Annotated in this window: 22 protein-coding genes and 1 pseudogene; 11 read left to right on the top strand and 12 right to left on the bottom strand. The window is 73.7% G+C overall.

The window, feature by feature from the left end:
• Positions 1 to 35 precede the first annotated feature (35 nt).
• The 4 genes from OG490_RS09055 to OG490_RS09040 form a co-directional block, all read right to left on the bottom strand.
• Positions 36 to 206 (bottom strand): hypothetical protein, encoded by a 171-nt coding sequence (locus OG490_RS09055; protein WP_330295761.1) that lies wholly within the window; start codon positions 204 to 206, stop codon positions 36 to 38.
• Between the two features lie 112 nt (positions 207 to 318).
• On the bottom strand, positions 319 to 1,566 hold the full coding sequence (locus tag OG490_RS09050) for a TerD family protein (protein ID WP_330295760.1): 1,248 nt from the start codon (positions 1,564 to 1,566) through the stop codon (positions 319 to 321).
• Positions 1,567 to 1,648: 82 nt separating this feature from the next.
• Complete coding sequence (locus OG490_RS09045; protein WP_330295759.1) at positions 1,649 to 1,870, bottom strand: hypothetical protein; 222 nt, start codon at positions 1,868 to 1,870, stop codon at positions 1,649 to 1,651.
• Between the two features lie 102 nt (positions 1,871 to 1,972).
• Complete coding sequence (locus OG490_RS09040; RefSeq protein ID WP_330295758.1) at positions 1,973 to 3,505, bottom strand: aldehyde dehydrogenase (NADP(+)); 1,533 nt, start codon at positions 3,503 to 3,505, stop codon at positions 1,973 to 1,975.
• Positions 3,506 to 3,674: 169 nt separating this feature from the next.
• Here OG490_RS09040 and OG490_RS09035 point away from each other — a divergent pair, with 169 nt between their 5' ends.
• From OG490_RS09035 to OG490_RS09000, 8 genes are all read left to right on the top strand, one after another.
• Positions 3,675 to 4,457: an IclR family transcriptional regulator gene (locus OG490_RS09035; RefSeq protein WP_330295757.1), complete on the top strand. Its 783-nt coding sequence runs from the start codon at positions 3,675 to 3,677 to the stop codon at positions 4,455 to 4,457.
• A gap of 174 nt (positions 4,458 to 4,631) precedes the next feature.
• A complete protein-coding gene (locus tag OG490_RS09030; protein ID WP_330295756.1) occupies positions 4,632 to 5,666 on the top strand; it encodes a hypothetical protein in 1,035 nt (344 codons plus the stop codon).
• A 10-nt stretch (positions 5,667 to 5,676) separates the two neighbouring features.
• Positions 5,677 to 6,966 (top strand): sensor histidine kinase, encoded by a 1,290-nt coding sequence (locus OG490_RS09025; protein WP_330295755.1) that lies wholly within the window; start codon positions 5,677 to 5,679, stop codon positions 6,964 to 6,966.
• Positions 6,963 to 7,640 (top strand): response regulator transcription factor, encoded by a 678-nt coding sequence (locus tag OG490_RS09020; RefSeq protein ID WP_330295754.1) that lies wholly within the window; start codon positions 6,963 to 6,965, stop codon positions 7,638 to 7,640. Before OG490_RS09025 ends, OG490_RS09020 begins: the two co-directional genes overlap by 4 nt.
• Before the next feature lie 62 nt (positions 7,641 to 7,702).
• Complete coding sequence (locus tag OG490_RS09015) at positions 7,703 to 9,151, top strand: peptidoglycan D,D-transpeptidase FtsI family protein (RefSeq protein WP_330295753.1); 1,449 nt, start codon at positions 7,703 to 7,705, stop codon at positions 9,149 to 9,151.
• Positions 9,152 to 9,284: 133 nt separating this feature from the next.
• Positions 9,285 to 9,776 carry a GNAT family N-acetyltransferase gene (locus tag OG490_RS09010; protein ID WP_330295752.1) on the top strand — a complete coding sequence of 164 codons (492 nt, stop codon included), beginning with the start codon at positions 9,285 to 9,287 and terminating at the stop codon, positions 9,774 to 9,776.
• Positions 9,777 to 9,834: 58 nt separating this feature from the next.
• Positions 9,835 to 10,545 (top strand): DsbA family oxidoreductase, encoded by a 711-nt coding sequence (locus OG490_RS09005; RefSeq protein ID WP_330300847.1) that lies wholly within the window; start codon positions 9,835 to 9,837, stop codon positions 10,543 to 10,545.
• A gap of 96 nt (positions 10,546 to 10,641) precedes the next feature.
• Positions 10,642 to 11,697 (top strand): aminotransferase class V-fold PLP-dependent enzyme, encoded by a 1,056-nt coding sequence (locus OG490_RS09000; RefSeq protein ID WP_330295751.1) that lies wholly within the window; start codon positions 10,642 to 10,644, stop codon positions 11,695 to 11,697.
• An 18-nt stretch (positions 11,698 to 11,715) separates the two neighbouring features.
• Here OG490_RS09000 and OG490_RS08995 read toward each other — a convergent pair whose 3' ends face one another.
• Positions 11,716 to 12,801, bottom strand: a complete 1,086-nt coding sequence (locus OG490_RS08995; protein ID WP_330295750.1) for a pyridoxal-phosphate-dependent aminotransferase family protein — start codon at positions 12,799 to 12,801, stop codon at positions 11,716 to 11,718.
• Positions 12,802 to 12,901: 100 nt separating this feature from the next.
• Here OG490_RS08995 and OG490_RS08990 point away from each other — a divergent pair, with 100 nt between their 5' ends.
• Positions 12,902 to 14,017 carry an amidohydrolase family protein gene (locus OG490_RS08990; protein ID WP_330295749.1) on the top strand — a complete coding sequence of 372 codons (1,116 nt, stop codon included), beginning with the start codon at positions 12,902 to 12,904 and terminating at the stop codon, positions 14,015 to 14,017.
• 303 nt (positions 14,018 to 14,320) lie between these two features.
• Positions 14,321 to 15,232 (top strand): SCO1860 family LAETG-anchored protein, encoded by a 912-nt coding sequence (locus tag OG490_RS08985; RefSeq protein WP_330295748.1) that lies wholly within the window; start codon positions 14,321 to 14,323, stop codon positions 15,230 to 15,232.
• Positions 15,233 to 15,268: 36 nt separating this feature from the next.
• Here OG490_RS08985 and OG490_RS08980 read toward each other — a convergent pair whose 3' ends face one another.
• Positions 15,269 to 16,492, bottom strand: a complete 1,224-nt coding sequence (locus OG490_RS08980; protein WP_330295747.1) for a CapA family protein — start codon at positions 16,490 to 16,492, stop codon at positions 15,269 to 15,271.
• A gap of 175 nt (positions 16,493 to 16,667) precedes the next feature.
• Complete coding sequence (gene cobC / locus OG490_RS08975; RefSeq protein WP_330295746.1) at positions 16,668 to 18,092, bottom strand: Rv2231c family pyridoxal phosphate-dependent protein CobC; 1,425 nt, start codon at positions 18,090 to 18,092, stop codon at positions 16,668 to 16,670.
• A 129-nt stretch (positions 18,093 to 18,221) separates the two neighbouring features.
• Here cobC and OG490_RS08970 point away from each other — a divergent pair, with 129 nt between their 5' ends.
• Positions 18,222 to 18,980 (top strand): ZIP family metal transporter, encoded by a 759-nt coding sequence (locus tag OG490_RS08970; RefSeq protein WP_330300846.1) that lies wholly within the window; start codon positions 18,222 to 18,224, stop codon positions 18,978 to 18,980.
• Positions 18,981 to 19,003: 23 nt separating this feature from the next.
• Here OG490_RS08970 and OG490_RS08965 read toward each other — a convergent pair whose 3' ends face one another.
• The 5 genes and pseudogenes from OG490_RS08965 to OG490_RS08945 form a co-directional block, all read right to left on the bottom strand.
• Complete coding sequence (locus OG490_RS08965; RefSeq protein WP_330295745.1) at positions 19,004 to 20,485, bottom strand: cobyrinate a,c-diamide synthase; 1,482 nt, start codon at positions 20,483 to 20,485, stop codon at positions 19,004 to 19,006.
• Positions 20,479 to 21,078: a cob(I)yrinic acid a,c-diamide adenosyltransferase gene (cobO, locus tag OG490_RS08960; RefSeq protein ID WP_330295744.1), complete on the bottom strand. Its 600-nt coding sequence runs from the start codon at positions 21,076 to 21,078 to the stop codon at positions 20,479 to 20,481. Before cobO ends, OG490_RS08965 begins: the two co-directional genes overlap by 7 nt.
• On the bottom strand, positions 21,078 to 23,183 hold the full coding sequence (locus tag OG490_RS08955; protein ID WP_330295743.1) for a putative cobaltochelatase: 2,106 nt from the start codon (positions 23,181 to 23,183) through the stop codon (positions 21,078 to 21,080). The genes cobO and OG490_RS08955 overlap by 1 nt, the downstream gene beginning before the upstream one ends.
• Positions 23,180 to 24,975 (bottom strand): annotated as a pseudogene (locus OG490_RS08950) (cobyric acid synthase). The gene OG490_RS08955 and the pseudogene OG490_RS08950 overlap by 4 nt, the downstream one beginning before the upstream one ends.
• A complete protein-coding gene (locus tag OG490_RS08945) occupies positions 24,972 to 25,943 on the bottom strand; it encodes a cobalamin biosynthesis protein (protein WP_330295741.1) in 972 nt (323 codons plus the stop codon). The pseudogene OG490_RS08950 and the gene OG490_RS08945 overlap by 4 nt, the downstream one beginning before the upstream one ends.
• Between the last annotated feature and the right edge of the window lie 3 nt (positions 25,944 to 25,946).

Raw genomic sequence — 25,946 nt, 5'->3', positions numbered from 1 at the left:
CTCTTCGTATTTTCTTCGTACGGGTGGATGTCGAGCTAGAAGCAGTCTTCGGCGCGGCTGGCCGCGGCCCATTCCTCAAGGAGGAACTCGTACGCCTCGGAGGGCCACTCGCCGTCCACCCGGCTCTCGACAAGGTGCCGGATCGCGTCGTTCGCCTCGGAGGCGGACGGGCGCGCGGGACCCGCGGGCTGGAGTGTCTGGTGCATGGGTTCAAGGCTACGGGCGGGCACTGACAGCCACCTCCGCTTTAAGGGTGGAATCGATCACCTGGAGCGCCACGGAACGCAGCGCGGTCGCTCCATGTGCCCGCCCACCTGCTCAGAGTGCCTGCGCGGCCGGTTTGACCATGCCCCGCACTGTGCGCGACTTCACAAACTCGCCCATGGCCGTCATCTCCCATTCGCCGGAGAACTGCTTGATCAGCTTCGCCATCATGACCCCGGTCTGCGGCTCGGCACCGGTGAGGTCGAAGCGGACCAGTTCCTCGCCGGTCGCGGCGTCGATCAGGCGGCAGTAGGCCTTGGCGACCTCGGTGAACTTCTGGCCGGAGAAAGAGTTGACCGTGAAGACCAGACCCGTCGCGTCGGCGGGGAGCCGTCCGAGGTCCACGACGATCACCTCGTCGTCGCCCGCGCCCTCGCCGGTGAGGTTGTCACCGGAGTGCTTGACGGAGCCGCCGAGGATGGACAGCTTGCCGAAGTAGCAGCTGTCGATGTGGTTGCGCTGCGGGCCGTACGCGATGACGGAGGCGTCGAGGTCGATGTCCCGGCCGCCGAACGCGGGCTCCCAGCCGAGGCCCATCTTGACCTGGGAGAGCAGCGGGCGGCCGTTCTTGACGAGGGAGACCGTCTGGTTCTTCTGGAGGCTGACCCGGCCCTTGTCGAGGTTGACCTTCCCGGCCCCGGGGGCGGGCGCGGCGGGCGCGGGTGCCGCCACGGGGGCCGGGGGAGCCGCCGCGGGGGTCGCGGCGCCGAGCCAGGGGGAGGGCGGGTACGCGGCCGGCGCGGGGGGAGCCGGGGGAGCCGGGGGCATGGGCGGGGCCACCGGCGCCGCGGCTGCCGCCGGAGCCGGCTCGTCCTCCACCGAGACACCGAAGTCGGTCGCGATGCCGGCGAGGCCGTTCGCGTAACCCTGGCCGACCGCGCGGACCTTCCACACGCCGCCGCGCTGGTACACCTCGACGACCACCAGGGCGGTCTCCGTGCCGAGCTGCGGCGGGGTGAAGGTGGCGATCACCGCTCCGCTCGCCGCGTCCCGCACGGTGGCGGTGGGCTCGATGCCCTGGAAGGTCTGTCCCGCCGCGTCCGGACTGGCGGTGATCACGATCCGCTCGATCCCCGGCGGCACCGAGCCGGTGTCCACGGTGATCGAGTCCGGTGTCGTACCGCCGCCGGACCGGTACGCGACACCGGGGCCGGCCGGCTGGTTGAAGAAGATGAAATCGGCGTCGGAACGCACCTTGCCGTCGGCGGCGAGGAGCAGCCCGGACACGTCGAGCCGCACCGGGGCAGCCACGTCGACCGTCACGCGGACGGTGTTGAGCGGCAGGTTGGAACCAGGGGTCATAGCGGTCATGCCGGGAGAACGACCGGGGTCCCTTTGCCGTTCCCTTACTCTCCGGCGAGATTTCGCCGGGTCCCGTGGCCGGTCAGCCCTTGTTCCGGGGGTGGTTCTTGGCCATCCGCTCGTTCCCGAACTTGTAGGCGCCGGTCCAGCGGGCCATCACCAGCTGCGCGTCACCGGCTTCGACCTCGGCGAGGAACTTGTCGGCCCGGCTGCCCCGCAGGGTGGTCGCGGACCGGCCCTGGTGGGTGATGGCGACCGTGTGGTCGCCCAACTGTTCGTACGAGAATCCGTGTGGTCTGGGCATGGGCGCAGCCTGCCGCCCCCGGGTCGGGGGCGGCAACGCATTAAGCGGGGGCGGCGACGCATCAGGTGGGTGCGGCGACGCATTGAGCGGGGCGGCGACGCACTAAGCCGGCAGGTCGCCCGTGACCCGGCGCGGCAGCCCCAGCGGGTTGGCCTCCCGCAGCTCCGGCGGGAGCAGGGCGTCCGGCACCGACTGGTAGGCCACCGGCCGCAGCCAGCGCTCGATGGCGGTGCCGCCGACCGAGGTGGAGTGGGAGGTCGCCGCCGGGTAGGGGCCGCCGTGGTGCTGGGCGGGGGCCACCGCGACACCGGTCGGCCAGCCGTTGACCACGATCCGCCCGGCCAGCGCCGTGGCCCGGGCGATCAGCTCCGCCGCGGGTCCCGGGCCGCCGGCCGCCTCGGCCGCCGACAGCTGGAGGGTCGCGGTGAGGTTCCCGGGAAGCCGGCCGAGCAGGGTCTGCGCCTCGCCCTGGTCCGCGTACCGGACGAGCACGGTGACGGGGCCGAAGCACTCCTCCAGGAGCACCTCGTAGGGCCCGCCCTCCAGCAGGGTCCGCGCCGGCAGGCTCAGGTAGCCCGCGCCGACGGTGTGCTCGCCGCCGGAGCCGGGGGCGACGGGCGCCTCGACCCCGGGCAGGGCGGCGCGCTCGCGGACCCCGGCGATGAAGTTCTCCCGCATCCGGTGGTCGAGCAGGACCCCGGGTCCGCTCTCGCCGAGCGATTTGCCGAGCGCCCCGGCGAGCCGGTCGCCGTCCGCGCCCTCGGGTACGAGGACCAGCCCGGGCTTGACGCAGAACTGGCCGACTCCGAGGGTGACCGAGCCCGCCAGCCCGGCGCCGATCTCCTCCGCGCGCTCGGCGGCGGCCGCCGGGGTGACCACGACGGGGTTCAGGGAGCCCAGTTCCCCGTGGAAGGGGATCGGTACGGGCCGCGCGGCGGCCGCGTCGAACAGGGCCCGCCCGCCCCGGATGGAACCCGTGAACCCGGCGGCGGTGACCAGCGGGTGCCGGATCAGCTCCAGGCCCGCGTCGAACCCGTGCACCACGGCGACCACTTCGGGCGGCAGCCCGGCGGCGACGGCCGCCCGGCGCAGCAGCGAGGCGCACAGCTCGGAGGTGGCCGGATGGTCGGGGTGCGCCTTGACCACGACCGGGCAGCCCGCGGCCAGCGCGCTGGCGGTGTCCCCGCCGGGGACGGAGAAGGCGAGCGGGAAGTTCGAGGCGGCGTACACCGCGACCACGCCCAGCGGCACCTTGTAGCGGCGCAGCTCCGGGCGGGGCGGGGCGGTGGTGGGGTCGGCGCGGTCGATGCGGATGTCGAGGTGGGAGCCCTCGTCCACGGCGTCGGCGAAGGCGCGCAGCTGCCCGGTGGTGCGGGCGAGCTCGCCGGTGAGCCGGCCGGGGCCGAGCGCGGTCTCGGCGTCGGCGGCCCGGGCGACGTGTTCGACGGCCCCGTCGAGGAGGTCGGCGGCGGCGCGCAGGAAGGCGGCGCGGGCGACGGCGTCGCCGAGCGCGCCGCGGGCGGCGTGGGCCGCGCGCACGGCTTCGTCCACCTCCTGGGGTGTGGCCTCCACCGCAACCTGCTCGCGCTGCTTCCCGGTGCGGGGGTCCACACTCCAGACTGGTGTTGCTGCCATGACGAACTGCCTCCTGGATCTACGCTGACCCGTGCGGATGCGTTCAGTATTCTGAACGCTGTTCCGGTGGATGAATGATCACATCCACCGTGGACTCTATTTCCGCGCCTTCCGGGTTGACAAGACGAGAGCCGGAGCCAGGCACAGCGACAGAGGGGCACGAAGGCGAATGACGACAGCTGAGTCGGGGGGCTCGGGCGCGCCGGCGGCCGTCAAGTCGGCGGTACGCACGGTCCAGTTGCTGGAACACTTCGCGGCGCGACCGGGGCTGCACAGCCTGGCCGACATCCAGAACGACCTCTCCCTGCCCAAGTCCAGCCTCTACATGCTGCTGCGCACCCTGGTGAACCTGGGCTGGGTGGAGACGGACGCGACGGGAACGCGGTACGGCATCGGTGTACGGGCGCTGCTCGTCGGCAGTTCGTACATCGACGGGGACGAGGTCGTCGCGGCGGCCCGGCCGACGCTGGACCGGCTCTCCGACGACACGACGGAGACCATCCACCTGGCCCGGATGGACGGGACGAGCGTGGTCTACCTCGCGACCCGCCAGTCCCAGCACTATCTGCGGCCCTTCACCCGGGTCGGCCGGCGGCTGCCCGTGCACTCGACGGCGCTCGGCAAGGCACTGCTGGCCACGCACACCGACGAAGAGGTACGGGGACTCCTGCCGCGGAAGCTGGAACCGGTCACCGAGCACACCATCACCGACCGGGACCGGCTCATCGACGAGCTGGCCCTGGTGCGGGAGCAGGGGTACGCGGTGGACCGGGAGGAGAACACCCTCGGACTGCGCTGCTTCGGGGTGGCGGTGCCGTACCGGACGCCGGCCCGCGACGCGGTGAGCTGCTCGGTGCCGGTGGCGCGGCTGACGCCGGGGCACGAACAGGTCATCAAGGGGGCGCTGTTCGAGGCGCGGGACCGGCTGTCGGTGGTGACGCGGCGGATGTAGCGGCGCCCGGCGGCTCCGGCGGCTCCGGCGGCTCCCGCGGCCCCCGCGGGCGGCTGAGGGCACACGCAGGCTCGCAGGTGGTGCGGTGGAGGGGGTGGTTCCTCCCCCGGGCGAGGGAGACGGTTCCCCTTCACGGGGGAGGTGGCGGGGGCGCGGACACGGGACCGTTGAGTCATGACCACACGAGCCGTTCCCACGAAGCGACCGCAGGGTCCGCCGTTTGACGAAGCCCGGCCACCGGCCACCCGGCCGGGCGCCGGGCGGAGGTTCCTGCGGGCGGCCGCCATCGCCGCCACCGTGCCCTATCTGACGCTGAAGACCGCCTGGCTGGCCGGGAGCCACATCGGGATACCGGACGGCAGCGTGCTCCTGGAGCCGGGCAGCGTGTTCTTCACCGCGCTCAACGGCCTGTCACTGCTCATGGACTCCAGCGTGGTCCTGCTGGTCCTCGTGCTCACCCGGCCCTGGGGGATGCGCGTCCCGTCCTGGCTGCTCCTCCTCCCCGTCTTCATCGCCACCGGACTGCTGACACCGATCGTCCTCGGCTTTCCCGGCCAACTCCTCCTGCGCGCCATGGGGCTGGGGCCGGACGAGGCCGCGCGAGCGGCCGAGGCGCCCTTCCTCGAACCGTGGGTCTTCAACCTCGTCTACCCCGGCTTCATCATCCAGGCCGTGGCCCTGGCCGGGCTGTTCGTGCCCTATGCGCGAGAGCGCTGGGGTCGGCGCTGGCAGGGCGTCCTCGGTCCGCGGGTCCCCCCGGGCGGAGCCCGGGGGAAGCTCCCGTCACCCACGGGGGTGGTGGCGGGAGCCGCGGCGGCGGTGGCCGCGGTGGTGGCGGCGACCCACCTGTACTGGGCCTTCGGAGGCACGGCCGGGCACGATCCGGCCCAGATCGCGCAGTACTCCTCCGATACGGCCATGGTCTCCGCCGTCCACGCGATATGCGCGCTGACCGCGGCGGCGGGGGCGCTGCTGCTCGCCAAGGGCGGGGACCGGCAGGCGTGGTGGCCACTGGCCGTGGCGTGGACAGGCTCGGCGGCGACCTCGTGCTGGGGGATGTGGATGATGGTCGCGGTGGTGGGCGGGGACCCCGGTCCGGGCGAACGGACGACTGCCGCGACCTACCTGATCTACGCTGGCCAGATGATCATCGGACTGCTCGCGGTCACCGTCATGGCGCGCTTCCTCGCCACACGCCGAGCAGCCTGAGGGAGGCGGCGTGGAGAGGCCGTTCGGGGCGCGGGCCCGGCTGCGCTGGATCCATCTCATACTCGGCGGCGCCCTGCTGATGCCGTACTTCCTGCTGACGCAGGTGGTGGTCGGCGCCGCCGGAGGCGGGGTCAACGCGCTCAACTCGCTGCCGCTCAGCTTCGCCGCCTACGGCGCCGCCCTGCCGCTCGTCGCCGTGACCGGGCTGTTCGGGCTGGTCCGGCCGATGTCGGTGGCCGCCGTCCGGGCCCTGGGCGGGGTGCCGGGGGAGCGGCTCGCGCAGGGGCCGGCCCGGACCTGGGCGGCCCGGGGGCGGACCTCGGCCTGGTGGACCCTGCACCTGGGGGTCGGGGCGCTGGTCAGCGGGATCACCCTGGCGGTGCCGCCCGCGGCGGTGATGCTGATCGCCCTGCCGTTCGTGAGCAGGCTGTGGGAGCCGGCGGTCGGGTTCGGCTGGTTCGGCGTACTGGCCGAGCCCTGGCTGGCCCCGGTGCTCGGGATCGCGCTGTTGGCCGGGGTCGTGCTGTGCGCCGCCGGGGCCGGGGCGCTGCTGGCCCGGCTGGCGCCGGTGCTGCTCGGGCCGACGGCGGCGGACCGGCTGGCGGCGGCCGAGGAGCGGGCCGCCGACCTGGCGGTGCGCAACCGGCTGGCCCGGGAGCTGCACGACGCCGTCGGGCACGCCCTCAGCGCGGTCACCCTCCAGGCGAGCGCCGCCCGTCGGGTGCTCGACAGCGACCCCGGCTTCGTACGGGAGGCGCTGGCCGCGATCGAGGACACCACCCGGCGCACGGTGGGGGAGCTGGACGCGGTGCTGGGCCTGCTGCGCGAGGGCGACGGCGTGGCGGCCGGGGACGCCGATGGCGCCGGGGGCGCCGGGATCGCGCCGACGCTGGCCGCCGACCTCGACGGGCTGCTGGACCGGAGCCGGGCCTCCGGGACACCGATCACCGCCCGCCAGGACCCGGGACCGGCGGGGGACTGGGAGCGGATCCCGGCGATCGCCTCCCGCGAGGCGTACCGGATCGTGCAGGAGGGGCTGAGCAACGCGCTGCGGCACGGAGCCGGACCGGTCGATCTGCGGATCCTCGCACGGGTGCGCGGAGGGAACGAAGAAGAGGAACTGGAGATCACCATGACGAACGATCCGGGCGCCGCTGCGCAGGACCGCACCACCGGGGGCCGCGGGCTGCGCGGGGCCGCCGAGCGGGCCGCGCTGCTCGGCGGGCACGTCGAGGCGGGGCCGCACGGGGGCCGGTGGCGGCTGCGGGCCGTCCTTCCGCTCGGCGGGGGCCCGCGATGACCCCGCCGCCGCGCCCGCCGCTGCGCGTGGTCCTGGCCGACGACGAGCGGATGGTCCGCACCGCCCTGCGGGTCATCCTCGACGCCGAGCCCGATCTGGAGGTCGTCGGGGAGGCGGCCACCGGAGCAGAGGCCGTGTCCGTGGTGCGGGCCCTGGCCCCGGACGTGGTGCTGATGGACGTGCGGATGCCCGAGGTCGACGGGATCCAGGCCACCCGGCGGATCCTCGCCACCATGACCGAGCCGCCGCGGATCGTGGTGGTCACCACCTTCGAGAACGACGCCTACGTCTACGACGCGCTGCGCGCGGGAGCCGCCGGGTTCCTGCTCAAGCGGGCCCACCCCGACGAGCTGGTGGCCGCCGTCCGGCTCGTGGCGCGCGGGGAATCGCTGCTCTTCCCGGCGGCCGTCCGCTCCCTGGCCGCCGCCCACACCCCGTCCGGAGCGGGGCAGGGCGCCGCGCCCTGGGTGGCCCGGCTCACGGACCGGGAGGCCGACGTACTGCGCCTGATGGCCGCCGGGCTGTCCAACCACGAGGTGAGCGAGCGCCTCGGGGTCGGTCCGCAGACGGTGAAGACGCATGTGGCGGCGGTGCTGGCCAAGACCGGTTCCCGGGACCGCACCCAGGCGGTCATCGCGGCGTACGAGGGAGGTTTCCCCATGAAGAAAGGCTGAGAACTCCGCCACAATCGGGGCAGAGCGGAACGGCCGGGGCGGCCCGGACGTCCTTCTGGGGGATGAACAAGACGATCAGGCGTGCGTCGGTCTTCTGTCTGCTTCTGGTGCTGGCCCTTTTGGTGCGGGTCACCTGGGTGCAGGCATATCAAGGCCAGGCCCTCGCAGACGACAAGAACAACCGGCGGAACCTCATCGGGCAGTACGAGAACCCGTTGGGGAACATCATCGTGGGCGGTGAGCCGATCACCGGCTCCACGAAGACGGGCGGACGGGACTTCCAGTACAAGCGGACCTACACCGACGGGCCGCTGTACGCGCCGATCACCGGGTACAGCTCCCAGGCCTACGGCTCCAGCATGCTGGAGGGTGTCTACAAGGACGTCCTCAACGGCTCGGACAACCGGCTCAAGAGCATCATGGACACGCTCACCAACAAGCGTGCCTCCCCGGGCAACGTCCTGACGACCATCGACAAGGACGTCCAGAAGGCCGGCTACGACGCGCTCCAGGGCAAGCAGGGCTCCGCCGTGGCCATCGACCCGGCCACCGGCGAGATCCTGGCCGTGGTGAACAACCCCTCCTTCGACCCGGGCACGATCACGGGCGCCACGGACGAGGACGCCTGGAAGAAGCTCAACGCCGACGAGGGCAAGGCGATGGAGAACGTGGCGCTGCGCAAGCCGCAGGCGCCCGGATCCACCTTCAAGCTCGTCACCCTGGCCGCGGCGATCGAGAACGGCCTGGTCACGAACATCGACACGCCCACCGGGATCCCCGGCAACTACACGATTCCCGGCACCACCACCAAGCTGCGCAGCGAGGTGGACGACTCGATGTGCAACAACGTCTCCCCCCGGACCGCCCTGAAGCTGTCCTGCAACAACGTCTTCGCGGAGTTCGCGCACAAGCTCGGCCAGGACAAGATGCGCGCCATGGCGGAGAAGCTCGGCTTCAACGTGGTCCAGAAGCTTCCCGTCGAGGCCCGCCCCGCGAGCAAGTACCCGGCGAAGAAGATGTCGGTCGACCAGGTCGCGCAGACCGGTATCGGCCAGTTCGACGTACAGGCCACCCCGCTCCAGATGGCGATGGTGACGGCCGCGATCGAGAACGGCGGGAAGCTGGTCTCCCCCCACGAGGTCTCCGAGGTCACCGACTCCAACGGGAACGTGCTGGAGAGCTTCAAGAACCCGAAGTCCCAGCAGGTGATGAGCGAGAAGACCGCCTCGATGGTGCAGGACGCCATGCGGACGGTCGCCACCGAAGGCGGTGGCAAGAACGTCCAGATCCCGGGTGTCGAGGCCGGCGCCAAGACCGGTACCGCCCAGCGCGGAGTCAACAACAGCCTGCCGCCGCTCGCCTGGTACACGACCTACGGGAAGATGGGCGGCAAGCAGATCGTGGTCACCGTGGTGATCGAGAACTCGGACACCGACCGCTCCGAGATCGGCGGCGGCAAGCTGGCCGCTCCCGTCGCGCAGAAGATGATGCAGGCCTGGCTGAAGAAGTAGCCGCGCCGTCGCACCGACCGGAGAAGTCGCACGGACCCCGCGCCGCCTCGTACGCGTGGCCGAATCCGGTGGGTCGTGGACACGCGGGACGCGCGCCGGGAACCGACGGGGTTTCCGGCGCGTTCCCTTGTCCATGATCCGGACCGCGCACCCCGCCGACCTCGACGCCATCGCCGCCCTCCACACCCGGGCCCGTGCCACCTACTACCGGGGCCGGATCCCCGAGGAGAGCTACGGCGGCGCGGCCGAGCTGGCGCGCACCCGCGAGGGCTGGTCCCGGGCGGTCACCCGGACCGGCACCGAGGGCGGGGTGCTCTGCGCCGAGCGGGACGGCGAGCTCACCGGGGTCGCGGCCTTCCGCACGGACGGCGACGAGACCACCCTGACCCAGCTGCACGTGGACCCCGTCCACTGGCGCCGGGGCACCGGGGCCGCCCTGCACGAGGCCTGCCTCGAGGCCTGGCGCCGGGCAGGCATCCGCAGGGTCCGCCTGGAGGTCTACGAGCACAACCTCCGCGCCCAGGCCTTCTACGCCCGCCAGGGCTGGCTCCCGGACCCCGCCGGAGCCCAGGCCGGCTCCCACCGCATCCTCTGGCTCGCGGTGGGGGAACCGTCCGGGGAATGAGACAGGACCGGGAATGGTTGAACCCGGAACAGTTGATTCCATGGAGAGAAGAAGGAACATGCGCGTCGAGATCTGGAGCGACATCGCCTGCCCCTGGTGCTACATCGGCAAGGCCCGTTTCACCAAGGGGCTGGCCGAGTTCGCGCACCGCGACGAGATCGAGGTCGTCTTCCGCTCCTTCGAGCTCGACCCGAACGGCCCCAAGGGCGTGGTGGCGCCCGTCCTGGAGATGCTCGCCAAGAAGTACGGCCGCACCCTCGACGAGGCCCGCGGCATGGAGGAGCACGTGGCCGCGAGCGCGCGCGCCGAGGGGCTGGCGTACCGGACCGAGGGCCGCGACCACGGCAACACCTTCGACATCCACCGCCTGCTGCACCTGGCCGCCGCCCGCGGCCGCCAGGAGGAGCTGCTCGACCTCGCCTACCGCGCCAACTTCGGCGAGGAGCGCTCCGTCTTCGACCCGGAGACCCTGGTCGAGCTCGCCGTCGAGGCCGGGCTGGACGAGGCGGAGGCCCGTACGGTCCTGGCCGACGACTCGGCCTACGCCGCCGAGGTGCGGGCCGACGAGCGCGAAGCCGCCGAACTGGGCGCGAGCGCCGTACCGTTCTTCGTGCTCGACCGCCGCTACGGAATCTCGGGCGGCCAGCCCGCCGAGGTCTTCACCCGGGCGCTGGAGCAGGCGTGGGCCGGGCGCGAGGTCCTCGTCACGGCCGCCCCCGACGGCGAGGTCTGCGACCCGGACGGCAGCTGCGCGGTGCCGCAGCACTGACCCCGCTTACGGGCCGCGCTGCATAAGTAATCCTTTGGTGTGGCCCGTAAAACATGGCAATGGACTTTGGGTTGATCCTGGCGCAGAGTGGAATCCATGGATCTACTGCCGCCCGAAACGGTCCGCGCCGAGTTCGCGCACTCCACCACCTACCTCAACACCGCCACCTGCGGCGTCCTCCCGCGGGCGGCCGTCGCCGAGGTACGGCGACTGGCCGAGGCCGCCGGGGCCGGAATCCCGTCCGGCTTCGGTGACTTCGACCGGGTGAACCGGGTCCGGGGCGCCTTCGCGCGCATCGTCGGGGTGACCCCGGACCGGGTGGCCGTCGGCTCGGCCGTGTCCACCCACGTCGGCCTGGTCTCGGCCTCCCTCCCGGCCGGATCCGAAGTCCTGTGCCCCGAGGGTGAGTTCGCCTCCGTCATCAACCCCTTCGTGGTGCGCGACGACCTCAAGGTCCGCTTCGCCCCGCTGGAGTCGATCGCCGAAGCCGTCGGGCCGGGCACCGCGCTGGTCGCACTGAGCGCCGTACAGTCCGCGGACGGGCGTACGGCGGACCTCGCCGCGGTCCGCGAGGCCACCCGCGGCTACGGGGCGCGCATGCTGGTCGACGCCACCCAGGCGGCGGGCTGGCTGCCCTTCGACGCCTCGCCCTACGAGTACACGGTCACCGCCGGGTACAAGTGGCTGCTGGCCGCGCGCGGGGTCTCGTACCTCACGGTCTCCGAAGAGGCCCAGTCCACGCTGGTCCCGCTGCACGCGGGCTGGGTGGCGGCCGAGTCGATGTGGGACTCCACCTACGGCCCGATGCCCGAACTGGCCCACGGAGCCCGCCGCTTCGACGAGTCCCCGGCCTTCCTCGGCTACCACGCCGCCGAACCCTCGCTGGCCCTGCTCGAGCGGATCGGCATCGAAGCGGTGCACGCCCACGACACCGCCCTGGCCGCCCGCTACCGGGCCGGCCTGGCCCGCCTGGGCCGCGAACCGGTCCCCGGCGACGCCCCGATCGTCTCGGTCCCGGGCCTGGCCGACCGCCAGGGCGCCCTCCTCGCCGCGGGCATCGCCACCGCCGCCCGCGCAGGCAATCTGCGGGCCTCCTTCCACCTCTACAACACCGAGGCGGACGTGGACCGGCTGCTGGACCTGCTCTCCTGAAGCCCTGAAGCCCGTCCGTCAGGCGGACGGCGCCGCCGACCAGGCCGCCCCGGCTGCCGCCAGGCCCGCGGCCGGGTCGAGGGAGAGGGCCGCGGCGAGGGCCCGCAGGCAGGACCGGACGGATTCCAGGGAGGCCGCGGTGCCGTAGTGGTTGACCCGGAGCATCTCCTGGGCCAGGGCGCCGCCGCCCGCCGCGAGGGGGACCGCCGGGTCCGCCGCCAGGGCCTTCGCCGCCACCAGGGAGGCCTCCGGAACCCGCAGGGTGGTGGCGACCGGGGCGGCCGCCGCGTCCTGGGCCACGTACGGGGCGATGCCCAGGGCCGCGGCGCCCGCGCGGGTCGCCGCCGCCGCGGCCGCGTGGCGGGCCGTCACCGCGGGCAGCCCCTCGGCCGCGATGCGGTCCAGGCAGGCCTCCAGCGCCAGCATCTCCAGCTGCGCGGGCGCGTGCGGCAGCGCCATCCGCCCGCCGTCGATCCAGCGCTGCTTCCAGTCCAGGAGGGAGAGGTAGGAGCTCCTCGGGGCGGCGGGGTTCGCGGCGAAGCGGACCCAGGCGCGGTCCGAGACCGACACGGCCGAGACGCCCGCCGGTCCGCCCATCGCCTTCTGTGCCCCGATCACGCACAGGTCCACGCCCCACTCGTCCGGCAGCAGCGGCTCCGCGCCCACCGAGGCCACCGCGTCCAGCATGAACAGCGCCCCGTGGGCCCGTACGGCCTCGCCGATCTCCGCGACCGGGTTCGTGTTCCCGGTGGCCGCCTCCGCGTGCACCAGCGAGACGAAGTCGATCTCCGGGTGCGCCGCCAGGGCGTCCGCCACCTGGGCGCCCGTGACGGCGGTGTCGAAGGGGACCGCCAGATCCACGACGGTCGCCCCGCAGTCGCGCAGCCAGTTCCCGAAGGTGGTGCCGTAGGGGCCGGTGACGATGTTCAGCGCGGTGGAACCGGGCCGCGCGCCGGAGCGGATGCAGCCCTCCAGCGGGAGCAGCGCCTCGCCCTGGGTGATCACCACGTCCGCCCGGGTGGAGAGCAGCTCCGCGACGCCCCGCTCGATCGACGCGAACCGCGTGGCGGTCAGGGGCGGAAGGTCCAGGAGGGGGTGGCTCACGGCGGTGCTCTCTTCGTGTCTCGGGCTTCGTGTCTGGGGTTGGCCGGAATCGTCCGGAGCGACCTGGAGAGCCTACCGATCACGCACGTACAGTGCCGACATGAGCGACGACGTCAAAGGCGACAGGGCACAGGGCGGGCTGCTGCACGTGAAGGGACGGGTGCTGGTCGGCCCCGAGGAGGTGCGCGACGAGCTGTGGGTGATCGGCGGACGCGTCTCCTACGAGCGCCCGCGCGGGCCCGGTCAGGTCACCGAGGTGTCCGGCTGGGTGCTCCCCGGGCTGGTGGACGCGCACTGTCACGTGGGACTCGATGCCCACGGACCCGTGGACGCGCAGACCGCCGAACACCAGGCCCTGGCCGACCGCGACGCCGGCACCCTCCTGATCCGCGACGCCGGATCCCCGTCCGACACCCGCTGGATAGACGACCGCGAGGACCTGCCGAAGGTCATCCGGGCCGGGCGCCACATCGCCCGCAGCCGCCGCTACATCCGCAACTTCGCCCACGAGATCGAGCCGGCCGACCTCGTCGAGTACGTCGGCCGCGAGGCCCTGCGCGGGGACGGCTGGGTCAAGCTGGTCGGCGACTGGATCGACCGCGAAGTGGGGGACCTGACCGCCTGCTGGCCGCGCGCCGAGGTCGAGGCGGCCATCGCCGAAGCCCACCGGCTCGGCGCCCGAGTCACCGCCCACTGCTTCGCCGAGGACTCCCTGCGCGACCTGGTCGAGGCGGGCATCGACTGCGTCGAACACGCCACCGGGCTCACCGAGGACACGATCCCGCTGTTCGCGGAGCGCGGGGTCGCGATCGTGCCGACCCTCGTGAACATCGCCACCTTCCCGAAGATGGCGGCGGGCGGCGAAGCCAAGTTCCCCGGCTGGGCCTCGCACATGCGCCGCCTGCACGAGCGCCGCTACGACACCGTCCGGGCCGCCTACGACGCCGGCATCGGGGTCTACGTGGGCACCGACGCGGGGGGTTCCCTCCCGCACGGCCTGGTCGCCGCCGAGGTGGGCGAGCTCGTCAAGGCCGGGATCCCGCCCCTCCAGGCCCTCTCGGCGACCACGTGGGGGGCGCGCGAGTGGCTCGGCAGGCCCGGCCTGACCGAGGGGGCACCCGCCGACCTGGTGGTCTACGCGGGCGATCCGCGGGCCGACGTACGGGCGCTGGCGCAGCCGCTGCGGGTGGTGGTGAACGGCAACGTGGTCGCCTGAGCGCGATCCGGGCCCTGCGCGGCGGCGCGTTGACGGGGCGTGACCCCAGCCGCCGACCGGTCGTTGACTACCGCTTTCGGGGGTGGGGAACGGCCGCGGGCTGTGGTGGGAGGGAACTGTCGTTCCGGATGGGGCGTATTTATTCGAACCTGTGCGTGGAAACCACCCTTTGGGGTGAACTCACGCCGGGTTGGCACCCGTTCACTCTCGGTGCGTAAAGATTCCGGGGTCGAGGCCGTCGGCGCACGCGATGTCCCCCATTGGCGGCGCGACGGCTCCCATCTCCCTGGGGGTTCCACCACCTTGAACAGCAACACCTTCCGCATGCCCGTGGCCGCACTCCTCGCCACGGGAGCGGTAGCCCTCCTCGCCGCCCCGCCCGCCTTCGCCACCGCGCAGCACGGCGCCGGCGAAGGAAAGGCGGGCGCCGTCGTCCTGCGCACCACCCTGGACGTGGGCCTGCTCAACAAGACCGTGCACGTCCCGCTCACGGCGACCCTCAACGAGGTCAGCGCCCCGGCGGACGCGACGAAGACGGCGCTGAGCGTCACCCTCGACGGAGTCGAAGGGGGAGCGCCGGTGAGCGTGCTGCGCGCCGACGTCGCCACCTCCATGGCCACCGCCGACGGGCACCGGGCCCAGGCGGAGGCCAACCTGGCCAAGGCCCGGGTGCACGTGCCGGGACTGCCGGCGCTCGCCCTGATCGAGGTGGAGAAGGTCACCGCCAAGGCCGTCTGCGAGGCGGGCAAGAAGCCGGTCGCCAGCTCCGCCGTCCCCGGCGCGGTGACCGTCCTCGGCAAGAAGGTCACCGTCGCGGCGAGCGGGCCCACCAAGGTCGAGGTCCCGAAGGTCGGCCTGGTCAGCCTGGAGCTCTCGGCCGCCGAGACCACCTCCTCCACGGCCGCCGCGACCGCGCTGCGGCTCAAGGTGTCGGTCAACCCGCTCGACCTGAACGTGGCGCAGGTGGAGGGCGAGATCGTGCTCGCCGAAGCGCACTGCGAGTCCCCGGCCGGCCCCGCCCCCAGCCCCTCGCAGACGCCCGACATCAAGCCGCAGACGGGGACCGCGGGCACCTCGGCCGGCTCCGGCACCGCGGCCGACCTCGCCGAGACCGGCGGCGGTTCCCTCACCCCGTACGTCACGGGCGGGGCGCTGATCCTGCTCGGCTTCGGCGCCGCCGCGCTGGTCGCGACCCGGCGCGGCAAGGCCTCGTAGCGCGGCAGGGCCTCGTAGCGCGGCGGGCCGTCGTACCTACTTGGTGGCCCGCGTCAGACCCTGTTCGGCGGCGCCCCGCGACATCACGGCCTTGGTGACCTCGCGGTCGACGGCGGTGTAGGTGGCGTCGGCGGATCCGGAGCCGGTGGAGTCGCAGGAGGCGCAGACGACGCGGAACGGCTGCCGCATGTCCGAATACTGCGTGAGGTACTCGGCCTTGGACACCTCCCACCGGCCCGGATGGGCGGCCGAGGGGGCGAAGGTGAAGCGGGGGATCGAGGACATGTTGCCGCGGGCCTTGTCGGCCTCGTAGAAGCTGGCGACCTGGTCGCCCATGCCGTACACGACCCAGGTGCCGTTGATCTTCTCGTAGGGCTGCGGCACGTGGTTGTGGGTGCCCAGGATCAGATCGATGTCGGGAAGGCCGTCCGCCCCGCGCGAAGCGGTCAGGGCCTTTGCCAGGTCCAACTGCTGCTGGTCGGGCGCCGTCTGCCACTCGGAACCCCAGTGGACGCTGAGGACGACGACGTTCGCGCCGGCCGCGCGCGCGGCGCGGGCGTCGGCGACGATCCGCTCCGGGTCGATCAGGTTCACGGCCCAGGGCTTGCCGGAGGGGAGCGGGACGCCGTTGGTCCCGTACGTGTAGTCCAGCTGCGCGACCTTGGCGCCGCCGGCTTCCAGCAGCGCCGGGGCCTTGGCCTCCTCGGCGCTGCGGGCCGAGCCCACGTGGCGGACGCCGACGCGGTCGAGGTTGTCCAGGACGCGGACGAGGCCGTCGTATCCGTCGTCCAGGGTGTGGTTCGAGGCGGTGGAGCAACTGTCGTACCCGGCGTCCTTGAGGGCGTCGGCCAGTTGGTGCGGGGCCTTGAAGAGGGGGTATCCGGTGTAGGGGCCGCCGGGCCGGCCGTACGGTATCTCGTGGTGGCATATCGCCAGGTCGGCGGCGGAGACGATGGGCTTGACCCCGGCGAGCATCTTCCGGAAGTCGTAACCGCCCTTCTCCGCGGAGTCGTCGGCGGCCCGCTGGACGATGGACGGGTACGGGATGATGTCGCCGGTCCCGACGAGCGTGAAGGGTTTCGCGTCGGCGGGGACCGTGGTCCCCGGCGCGGGGCTCGCGCCGGACCCGGGCTTCGCCCCGAGCCGCTGCTCGGTGGAGGCCTTGCCGTCCTTGCCGACGAGGTGAGGTATGCCGAGCGCGGCGCCCCCCACGACGGCCAGTCCGGCCACGGCCGTGCCTATCTTCCCCGCTGTCTTCATTTCCGGACCCCCCGGTCTCAAATGATCTCTACCTGGGGAAATAGTCGCCCAGCCCGGATCCCGCGGCCACACCCACCCCCCGGAATACGGCCGTCCGGGTGACATCGCGCGGGCTTCTTCCCGGCCGGGTCCCTGCTCGTCCGCTTGCCTTGCTCGCTGCCGTCCGCGGTCCGGATCAGCGGCCGGCCAGCGCCACGTCCAGGGCCTGGAGGAGCCGGCCCGTCGTCGCGCGGTCGCGGACCGCCAGGCGCAGCCAGTTGCGGTCCAGGCCGGGGAAGGTGTCCCCGCGGCGGGCGGCGAAGCCCAGCGCGCGCAGCCGGGTGCGGATCTCCATCGCGCCCTCGATCCGGATCAGTACGAACGGTCCCTGCGCCACGCCCGCCACCGAGATCTCCTCGAACTCCGCGAGTCCGGCGAGCAGGTGCTCGCGGTCCACCGCGATCTGCCGGGCCGCGGCCTCCGCCTCGGCCAGCGCCTCCGGGGCCACGCAGGCCTCGGCCGCCACCAGCGCCGGCGTGGAGACCGGCCACAGCGGCTGCGCCGCCGCCAGCTTCGCGATCACCCCGGGCTCGGCCAGCGCGTAGCCGATGCGCAGCCCGGCCAGGCCCCAGGTCTTGGTCAGGCTCCGCAGCACCACCAGCCCCGGTATGTCCGTCCGCCCGGCCAGCGCCTCCCGCTCGCCCGGGACCGCGTCCATGAACGCCTCGTCCACCACCAGGATCCGGCCCGGCCGGGCCAACGCGGCCAGGGTGGCCGCCGGGTGCAGGACCGAGGTCGGGTTGGTCGGGTTCCCGACCACCACGAGGTCGGCCTCCTCCGGCACCGCCGCCGGGTCGAGGCGGAACCCGTCCGCCGCGCGCAGCACCACCCGCTCCACCTGGTGGCCCGCGTCGCGCAGGGCCGCCTCCGGCTCGGTGAACTGCGGGTGCACCACCACGGGCCGTACGCAGCCCAGGGCCCGCGCGATCAGCACGAAGGCCTCCGCGGCCCCCGCCGTCAGCAGCACCCGCTCGACCGGCAGCCCGTGGCGCAGGGCCACCGCCGCGCGGGCCCGGCGGCCGTCGGGATAGGCGGACAGGACGTCGAGCGAAGCCGCGATCCGGTCCTTGAGCCACTGCGGGGGCGTGTGCGCCCGTACGTTCACCGCGAGGTCCACCAGCGCCGCGTCCGAGTCCGCCACCTCCGCGTCCCCGTGGTGGCGCAGGTCGTGCGTGTGGGCCGTCGCGACCGCGCAGGTCGCCGCCACCGACCGGCGCTTGGGTACGAGGAGCTCCCCGCCCCCGGCCAGGGCGGCGGCCTCCGCCACCGACGGGGTGCCGGCGGCCTCGCGCGCCGCGTCCGAGGGGTGCGGCACGGCGATCGTGGCCAGCCGGTCGGCGGGATAGCTGAGCAGAGGCACGCCGAAACGTTCCGCCGCGCCCGCGATCCCCGCCTCCACCGCCTTCGCCTCCACCGTGGCCAGCGCCGTCACGGCCTTCGCCGACAGCCCGGCCCCGCGCAGGGTCTCCTCCACCAGCGCGCAGACCTCGGCCACGGACACCCCCGCGCGGCCGCCGACCCCGACCACCAGCTGCGTCGCGTACTCGCCCACCAGGTTCACCCGTTTCAGTCGATTTCAGTCGTTCGTCGTCGTGGCGGCAGTCACGGCCGTCGTGGCCGTCAACCGCCCGTGGTCCGCCACCCGGGCGCGGAAGTGCGCGGGAGGCGAGGAGTCGGTATGCAGGGGCACATGGCCGTGATCGTGGCGTTGGGTGCGTTCCTGATGACCCTGGCAGGCGGATGGACGGCGCAGCGCGTCACCGACCGCCGCCACCTCGTGCTGGGCCTGGCCGGCGGGCTGATGCTCGGCGTCGTGGGCCTCGACCTGCTGCCGGAGGCCATGCACGCCGCGGGCTCCGAGGTGTTCGGGGTCCCGCTCGCCCTGCTGCTCTTCGTCGGCGGGTTCCTGGTCGCGCACTGCGTGGAACGCGTCCTGGCCGTCCGCCAGGCCTCCCACGGCGGCGAGAACGGGTCCGCGGACGGGCACGGGCACGGCGACCACGGGGAACGGGTCCCCCAGGTCGGCCTGACCGCGGCCGCCGCCATGGTCGGCCACAGCCTCGCCGACGGAGTGGCCCTCGGCGCCGCGTTCCAGGTCGGAGGCGGGATGGGCGTGGCCGTGGCCCTGGCCGTCATCACCCACGACTTCGCCGACGGGTTCAACACGTACACGCTCACCCGGCTCTACGGGAACGCCCGCCGCAAGGCGCTGATCATGCTGTTCGCGGACGCCGTGGCCCCCGTCGTGGGCGCCGCGTCCACTTTGCTGTTCACTCTTCCGGAGGAACCCCTCGGGGCGTACCTCGGGTTCTTCGGAGGGGTCCTGCTCTACCTGGCCGCTGCCGAGATCCTGCCCGAGGCCCACCACAAGCACCCCGCGCTGTCCACGCTGCTGTGCACCGTGGGCGGGGTGGCCGGGATCTGGCTGGTGGTGGGCCTCGCGGACTGACCGCGGCGGCGAGGGTCTTCCGCTCACCGGTGCGCTGCCGCGGCCTCGGCGAACCGCAGGGCCACGGAGGGCTCCGCCGCCCAGTGGGTGTGCAGGTAGCTGGCGTGCACCCCGTGCTGCACGAAGCCCTCCACCCGGCGCTCGGGATGCGTGAAACCCCAGGCGGGCGCGGGGCCTGCGCCCGGCTCGATCACCGTCCGGTGGAACTCGTGCCCGCGCAGCCGGGTACCGGCCGGAGCCAGGACGCTGTCGGACACCGCCACCGCCTCGCGGTAGCCGAGCGTGAGCCGCTCCGACATCCGCGCGTCGGAGTCGAGCACCCCGCACATCGGCTTCCCGTCCAGCGAACGGGCCAGGTACAGCAGCCCGGCGCACTCGGCGGCCACCGGACCCCCGGCGGCCGCGAACGCCGCGACGGCCTTGCGGAGCGGCTCGTTGGCCGACAGCTCCGGGGCGTACACCTCGGGGAACCCGCCGCCGATCACCAGACCGGTGGTTCCTTCGGGCAGCGCCTCGTCCCTGAGCGGGTCGAAGGTGACCACCTCGGCGCCGGCCGCTTGCAGCAGCTCCGAGTGCTCGGCGTACGAGAACGTGAAGGCGGGCCCTCCGGCGATGGCGATGACGGGTGCGCCGCCGTTGCTGGGGCTCCGCCCCGGACCCCGCGCCTCAAACGCCGGCGGGGCTGGAGAATCCAGCCCGTCCGGCGTTTGAGGACCGGGTCCGGGCAGAGCCCGGTTTCGGGAAGGGGCGGGGTGGGGGAACAAGGCCAGGTCCGGAGCCCAGGCTTCGCAGGACAGCGCTGGGGCCGTGCGGGCCAGGGCCATCAGCGCGTCCAGGTCGCAGCCTGCCCTGACCTGCTCCGCCAGCGCCGCCACCGAGGCGACCGCGTCACGCCGCCGCTCGGCGACCGGGACCAGCCCGAGGTGACGGGAGGGCGCGGCCACCTGCGGAGCACGCCGCAGGACGCCCAGCACCGGCATCCCGGCCTCCTCCAGCGCCTCCCGCAGCATCACCTCGTGCCGGTCGGAGCCGACCTTGTTCAGGATCACCCCGCCGAGGCGCACCTGCGGGTCGAACGAGGCGAAGCCGTGGACCAGCGCCGCCACCGACCGCGACTGCGCGGACGCGTCGACGACCAGCACCACCGGCGCCCGCAGCAGCTTCGCCACCTGCGCCGTGGACGCCAGTTCACCCCGGCCCGCGGCCCCGTCGTAGAGGCCCATGACCCCTTCGACGATGGCCAGATCGCATCCGGCCGCGCCGTGCGCGAACAGCGGAGCGATGAGCTCCGCGCCGCACATGAAGGAATCCAGGTTGCGCCCCGGCCGGCCGGTGGCCAGCGCGTGGTAGCCCGGGTCGATGTAGTCGGGCCCGGCCTTGTGCGGGGACACGGCGAGGCCGCGCTCCGAGAAGGCCGCCATCAGGCCCGTGGCCACGGTGGTCTTGCCGCTGCCGGAGGAGGGCGCGGCGATGACCAGTCTCGGTACGTTGAACGAGGTCACCACTCGATGCCCTTCTGGCCCTTCTGGCCGGCGTCCATCGGGTGCTTGACCTTGGTCATCTCGGTGACCAGGTCCGCGAACTCCACCAGCTTCTCCGGCGCGTTGCGGCCGGTGATCACCACGTGCTGGGTGCCGGGACGGTTGCGCAGCACCTCGACGACCTCGTCGACGTCGATCCAGCCCCAGTGCATGGGGTACGCGAACTCGTCCAGCACGTACAGCTTGTGCGTCTCGGCGGCCAGGTCGCGCTTGACCTGCTCCCAGCCCTCCTTGGCCGCCTGCTCGTTGTCGAGCTGCGCGTCGCGCTGGACCCAGGACCAGCCCTCGCCCATCTTGTGCCAGACGACCGGGCCGCCCTCGCCGGAGGCGCCGAGCACCTTCAGCGCGTTCTCCTCGCCGACCTTCCACTTCGCCGACTTGACGAACTGGAACACCCCGATCGACCAGCCCTGGTTCCAGGCGCGCAGCGCCAGGCCGAAGGCCGCCGTCGACTTGCCCTTGCCCGGTCCGGTGTGGACGAAGACGAGCGGGCGGTTGCGGCGCTGGCGCGTCGTGAGTCCGTCGTCCGGAACGACGGACGGCTGTCCCTGCGGCATTACGCGGCCCTCCTGAGGGTCTGGGTCTGGGATGAGGTACGTACGTTCTTGACGAGCCCGGCCAGCGAGTCGGCCCGCAGCCCGTCCAGGGTGATGGCGGGCCCGCCCAGATCGGCGGCCAGCACTCCGGCCAGCCCCAGCCGGACCGGCCCCGACTCGCAGTCCACGACCACGGAGGTGACCCCTTCGGCCGCCAGCAGCCGGGCACTGCGGCCGGACAGCTCACGGGGGTTGCCCTCGACACCGCCGGCCGAAGTGGCCCGCCCGTCGGTGACGACCACGAGCAGCGGCCGTCGGCTGGGGTCCCGCAGCCGCTCGATCCGCAGCACTTCGCGGGCCTTGAGCAGCCCCGCGGCCAGCGGGGTGCGCCCGCCGGTCGGCAGCTTCTCCAGCCGGGCGGCGGCGGAGTCGACGGAGGAGGTGGGCGGCAGGGCCAGCTCGGCGGTGGAGCCGCGGAAGGTGATCAGGCCGACCTTGTCGCGGCGCTGGTAGGCGTCCAGCAGCAGCGACAGCACCGCGCCCTTGACCGCGCTCATGCGCTGCCGGGCGGCCATGGAGCCGGAGGCGTCGACCACGAACAGGACGAGGTTGCCCTCGCGGCCCTCGCGCGTCGCCTGCCGCAGGTCGTCCTTGCGGATCACCAGCCCGCGCCCGGCGCGCCCGCGCGCCCGCTGGTGCGGGGCGGCCGCCTGGATGGTCGCCGCCAGGTGCAGCTTCGTCAGATGGCCCCGGGGGTGCTGGGCGCCGGTGGTGCGCCCGTGCGCGGTGCGGGCGCGCGACCGGCGGCCGGACGCGCCCTCGCCGAGCCCCGGCACGCTGAGCATCTTGGTGCGGAACGGCTCGGAGGCCCGTACGGCGGGCTGCTCGGGCACCTCGGCCTCCTGCCGGGAGGGCTCCGGCTCGGGGGTCTCGGAGGGCTGCTCGGGCCCGCTCTCCGGCTGCCGGTCGTCCTCGGCCTCGGGGGCGTCCGGACCGGACCCCTGCGGGGGTACGCCACCCCCGTCGTCACCGCCGCCGTCCGGACCGTCGCCGTCGCCGTCCGGGCCCTCGCCCGGACCCTCCGGCTCGGGCTCCGGCTCGTGGTCGGGCTCGTCGTCGGGGAACTGGTCCAGGATCCGGTCGAGCTTCTCCTCGTCGAGGCCGGGGGCGTCGAAGGGATTGCGCCGGCGCCGGTGGGGGAGGGCCAGCAGGGCGGCCTGCCGGACGTCCTCCTTGCGCACCTCGGTCCGCCCGGCCCAGGCGGCCAGGGCCGTCGCGGTCCGGGCCATCACGATGTCGGCTCGCATGCCGTCGACCTCGAAACCGGCACAGGTCGCGGCGATCTGCAGCAGCGAGGTGTCGCCGAGGACCACCTTCGGGAGCAGGCCGCGGGCGGCCACCACCCGGGCGCGCACCTCGTCCTCGTCCCCGGCCCAGCGGCCGGCGAAGGCGGCCGGGTCGTCCTCGTAGGCGAGCCGGCGGCGCACGACCTCGACCCGCTGGACGGGCTCGCGGGAGGCGGCGACCTCCACGGTCAGCCCGAACCGGTCCAGGAGCTGCGGGCGCAGCTCGCCCTCCTCGGGGTTCATGGTGCCGACGAGGAGGAAGCGGGCGGCGTGCCGGACGGAGATGCCCTCGCGCTCCACGTAGGAGGCGCCCATCGCGGCGGCGTCGAGGAGCAGGTCGATGAGGTGGTCGTGGAGGAGGTTGACCTCGTCGACGTAGAGGATCCCGCGGTGCGCGTCGGCCAGCAGGCCGGGCTCGAAGGCCTTCACGCCCTCGGCGAGGGCCCGTTCGATGTCGAGGGCGCCGACCAGGCGGTCCTCGGAGGCGCCGACGGGCAGCTCGACCATCCGGGCGGGACGACCGGTGCCCGCGCCGGGCTCGTGCGGGCCGTCGGGGCAGCCGGGGTCGGGGGCGGCGGGCGCGCAGCTGAACCGGCAGCCGGGGACCACGTCGACCTGCGGCAGCAGTGTGGACAGCGCGCGGACGGCCGTGGACTTGGCCGTCCCCTTCTCGCCGCGCACGAGCACACCGCCGACCGCGGGGCTCACCGCGTTGAGCAGCAGCGCGAGGCGCAAGTCGGTTTGACCGACCAGTGCGGTGAACGGGTAGGGCGTGCTCACGTGTTGCTCACTCCTTCGAAGGTGCGGACCGTTGTCGTCTGCGGCGCCGTTGCCGGGGGCGCCGCCCCCGGACCCCCGCGCCTCAAACGCCGGCGGGGCTGGATTTGGCCCGGCGGGCTGGATTGCGCGCAGCGCAATTCCAGCCTCGCCGGCGATTGAGGCGCGGGTCTGGGCGGAGCCCAGGGAACGGGCGAAGGGCGGGTCGGGGACAGGCCCCGCAGGGTCCCCGTCACGGCGCGCCCGGCGGGAGGAAGGGGAGGCCCGAGGGGGCTCCGTCTTCGATCAGGCGCAGCAGCGCAGCGGTATCGGCGTGTTCCTCGATCAGGTCGCCGAGCAGGTCGAGCTGTTCCTCCCGCAGCGTGCCGAAGGAGGTGTCCGGAGCCGGGATGAATCGGCGGCCCGCCGCAGCCGCCACCTCACGCAGGAACGCCCGGCGGAAGCCGTCCGACTCCAGTGAGCCGTGCCAGTGCGTGCCCCACACCTCTCCGACCCGGCAGCCGTCCAGGAAGGGGGTCCCGCCCAGGACTTCGGCCACGCCGTGGTGGATCTCGTAGCCCTCGACGGACTCGCCCAGCGCCGAACCCACGGGCCGCGCCAGGATCTTCTCCCGCTCGAAGCGGACGCGCACCGGCAGCAGCCCGAGCCCGGGCACGGAGCCCGCCTTCGACTCGACCTCGTCCTCGATGTGTTCGCCCAGCACCTGGAAGCCTCCGCAGATCCCCAGCACCGGCCGCCCCTCGGCGGCCCGCCGCGCCAGCGCGTCCGCGAGCCCGCGCTCCCGCAGCCAGGCGAGGGCCTTCACCGTGCCGCGGGTGCCGGGTACGACGACCAGGTCCGCGTCTGCCAGCTCCTCGGCCCGGTCCACGAACCGCACCACCACCCCCGGCTCCGCCGCGAGCGCGTCCACGTCCGTGAAGTTCGACATCAGCGGGACCGCGCACACCGCGACCCGCAGCACGTCCTCGCCTACGGGCGGGGCGACCACGGATTCCCGTACCGCACCCCGCAGGGAGACCCGCAGGCCGTCCTCCTCGTCGATGCCCAGACCGTGCTGGAAGGGCAGCACCCCGTACGTCGCACGCCCCGTCAGGCCCCGCAGCATCTCCATGCCGGGCTCCAGCAGGCTGACGTCGCCGCGGAACTTGTTGACCAGGTAGCCCGCGATCAGCGACTGGTCCTCGGGCGACAGCAGCGCCGTGGTGCCGAAGAAGGAGGCGAAGACCCCGCCCCGGTCGATGTCGCCGACCACGACGACGGGGAACCGCGCGGCGCGCGCGATCCCCATGTTGACGATGTCGGTGCGCCGCAGGTTGATCTCGGCCGGGCTGCCCGCCCCCTCGCAGATCACGGCGTCATACGTGCCCCGCAACTGCTCCAGGCAGTCCGTCACGATGCCGAGCAACTGCTCCTGGCGGCCGCCGTGCAGTGCTTTTCCGGGGGACGACCCCCCAGCCCCCCCGAAGAACCCGCGGGCGCTCATCTCGCCCACCGGCTTGCCCAGCAGCACCACCTGGCTGCTGCGGTCACTGCCGGGCTTGAGCAGCACCGGGTTCATCAGCGCGGTCGGCTCCACGCGCGCGGCCTGCGCCTGCATGGCCTGCGCCCGGCCGATCTCCGCGCCCTCCCGGGTCACGAAGGAGTTCAGCGACATGTTCTGCGCCTTGAACGGAGCCACCTTCACCCCGCTGCGCGCCAGCCACCGGCAGATGCCGGCCGTGACCACGCTCTTGCCCGCGTCCGATGTCGTACCGGCGACGAGGAGTCCCCCGCCGCGCTTCGCGCCGCTGCTCATGCGCGCCGCCCCTTCTTCTTGCGGGAGTTCGTACGGGAGACCAGCGTCCGGACTGCCACGCAGGCACCCAGCGCCGCCCATGTCACCTGCCGCGAAAGCCTGACCGCCCGCTCGATGTCGGCGACCTCCACCGGCCGCCCCGCCGCTCCGTTGAGCACGGCCCGGTGCTCGATGCGGCCCCCGTACGCCAGGGTCCCGCCGAGGCGGACGCCGAGCGCCCCGGCGAAGGAGGATTCCACCGGCCCCGCGTTCGGGCTCGGGTGCTTGGCGGCGTCCGCGCGCCAGGCCCGTACGGCTCCCCGCCGGTCGGGTCCGGCCAGTACGGCGGCCAGGGCCGTCAGCCGGGCGCCCGGCCAGCCCGCCAGGTCGTCGAGGCGGGCGGAGGCCCAGCCGTAGCGCAGGTAGCGGGGGGACTTGTGGCCGACCATCGCGTCCAGGGTGTTCACGGCACGGAAGGCCAGCAGCCCGGGGACGCCGCCGACGGCGCCCCACACCAGGGCCCCGACCACCGCGTCGGAGGTGTTCTCGGCGACCGACTCCACGACGGCGCGGGCCATCTGCTGTTCGTCCAGGGCCTGCGGGTCGCGCCCGCACAGGTGCGGCAGCCGCTCGCGGGCCGTCTCGGCGTCCCCGGCGGCCAGCGCCCCGCCGATGGCGCGGGCTTCGCGGCCCAGCGAGGTGCCGCCCACGACGGACCAGGTGGCGGCGGCGGTCAGGGCTATGCGGGCGGCGGCGGGCCGGGAGCGCACGGCGCGGGCGCCCAGTGCGCCGATGGCGGCCGCGCCCCCGGCGCACACCAGGGTGTGCAGGGCGCCGCGGGCGCGGTCGTCGCGCCACAGGGCGCGTTCGACCGCGGCGGCGGCTCGTCCGAAGGCGGCCACGGGGTGCCCTCGGCGCGGATCCCCGAGGATCCGGTCGCCGATCAGGCCGGCCGTGGCGCCGTACGCGAAGACGCGATCGGCACGCATGGT

It is taken from the genome of Streptomyces sp. NBC_00503 (assembly GCF_036346895.1).
Classification (GTDB): Bacteria; Actinomycetota; Actinomycetes; order Streptomycetales; family Streptomycetaceae; genus Streptomyces.
The sequence above is the reverse complement of the archived record's forward strand: the minus strand, read 5'-3'. Positions and strand labels throughout refer to the sequence as shown.